Here is a 1,360-nt window from a genome sequence, read left to right on the forward strand (position 1 = left end):
TAAATCTCTACAATGAAATCAATATTTCCTTTTATGAGTATTCATTATTAGACCCTTCTTATTTTTGTTATGAGGGTGCTGACAATGGCAAATAAAACCATTCTGAAATGGGCAGGTTCTAAAGTCCGTGTTATGGATAAATTACTGCCCCATCTGCCAGCAGGTAAGCGACTGGTTGAACCGTTCGCGGGTTCCTGTGCCGTCATGATGAATACGGATTACCCAGCGTATTTGGTGGCGGATGCGAATGCCGATTTGATTAACTTATACAAAGAAATTAATGCTGTTCCGGTTGGCGCGTTTCTTTGTGAGGCGGAAAGTTATTTTGATAATTGGTTTGATTGCTCTAACACTGAAGATAATTATTACAAAAATAGAGAAGTCTTCAATACGCGGGATTTTGAAATCAGTTACGTTGCTAAAGCGTGTTTGTTTCTCTACTTGAACCGCCACGGCTATAACGGATTATGCCGCTATAACACTAAAGGTGAATTTAATGTTCCTTATGGGAAATATAAAAAGGTTTATTTCCCCGAAGCTGAAATCAAAGCGTTTCATCATAAATCATGGGGCCGTGCGAGTTTTGATTGTCAGGATTGGCAGCAAACACTATTACACGTTAAAGATGGCGATGTGGTTTATTGCGATCCACCTTATCTGAGCAAAGGAAAAGGCTTTACCCAATATCATCAAGTGAATTTCACGCCTGCTGACCATGAGCTGCTGGCTGTGATTTTACACACACTACATACAGAAAGCGGCGTACCTGTCACCGTGTCTAATTCCATTGATGCTAAAGCGCTTTACGCTGACCTCGGTTTCACTGTCCATGAAATCGACGCTCCACGCAAGATTGCCGCCAATGGCAACCGTCAGCCTGCGAAAGAAATTATTGCGGTGTTGGAGGGGCAGGCATGAGTGAGTTGCTGGAACACAACAGCGGGACACAATCTCCAACGCACGAACCTGCTATCGTGCTTGATCCCAAAAATGGGGTCTATATCACCGACACCCGCTTTGCTGTCGTGGCCCATGAGAAACACCCGGGCAAGCTGGCGCTGTTACAGGTCGGCACGTATAACCGCAGTTATTCACTGGTTGGCTGGCATGACAGCGACGTGTCGCTGGTTGCTGAACTGGTGAACCTGCATGTGTCGCATATCAGACACCAGGTGCGTTCAGTTGATGATTATCTTAATACGGTCGAGGTGATCACCCGGCGTTGTCAGACCGCGTTGAATCTTTTGAATCCTGATACTTATGGCGGCATTGTTGTATGAGCCGTCGCCTGATTAATTTTAATACCCTGCCCGATGCTGAACCCGCCAATGGGCATTATGCCTATTGGTGGAATGCCCCG

Annotated in this window: 2 protein-coding genes; both read left to right on the forward strand. The window is 45.5% G+C overall.

Going from position 1 to position 1,360, the window contains the following annotated elements; translation table 11 throughout:
* Nucleotides 1-84 precede the first annotated feature (84 nt).
* Nucleotides 85-918, forward strand: coding sequence for a DNA adenine methylase (locus tag NXS07_RS20050; protein WP_258087516.1), 834 nt, complete (start codon nt 85-87; stop codon nt 916-918).
* A complete protein-coding gene (locus NXS07_RS20055) occupies nt 915-1,280 on the forward strand; it encodes a DUF5405 family protein (protein ID WP_258087517.1) in 366 nt (121 codons plus the stop codon). The genes NXS07_RS20050 and NXS07_RS20055 overlap by 4 nt, the downstream gene beginning before the upstream one ends.
* The last annotated feature ends 80 nt before the right edge of the window (nt 1,281-1,360 follow it).

The organism is Xenorhabdus bovienii, assembly GCF_024721015.1.
Taxonomy (GTDB): domain Bacteria; phylum Pseudomonadota; class Gammaproteobacteria; order Enterobacterales; family Enterobacteriaceae; genus Xenorhabdus; species Xenorhabdus bovienii.

Excerpts from the sequence above, each read along its gene's own strand:
- NXS07_RS20050 (WP_258087516.1), top strand. The coding sequence starts at position 85 with ATGGCAAATAAAACCATTCTGAAATGGGCAGGTTCTAAAGTCCGTGTT.
- NXS07_RS20055 (WP_258087517.1), top strand. The coding sequence starts at position 915 with ATGAGTGAGTTGCTGGAACACAACAGCGGGACACAATCTCCAACGCAC.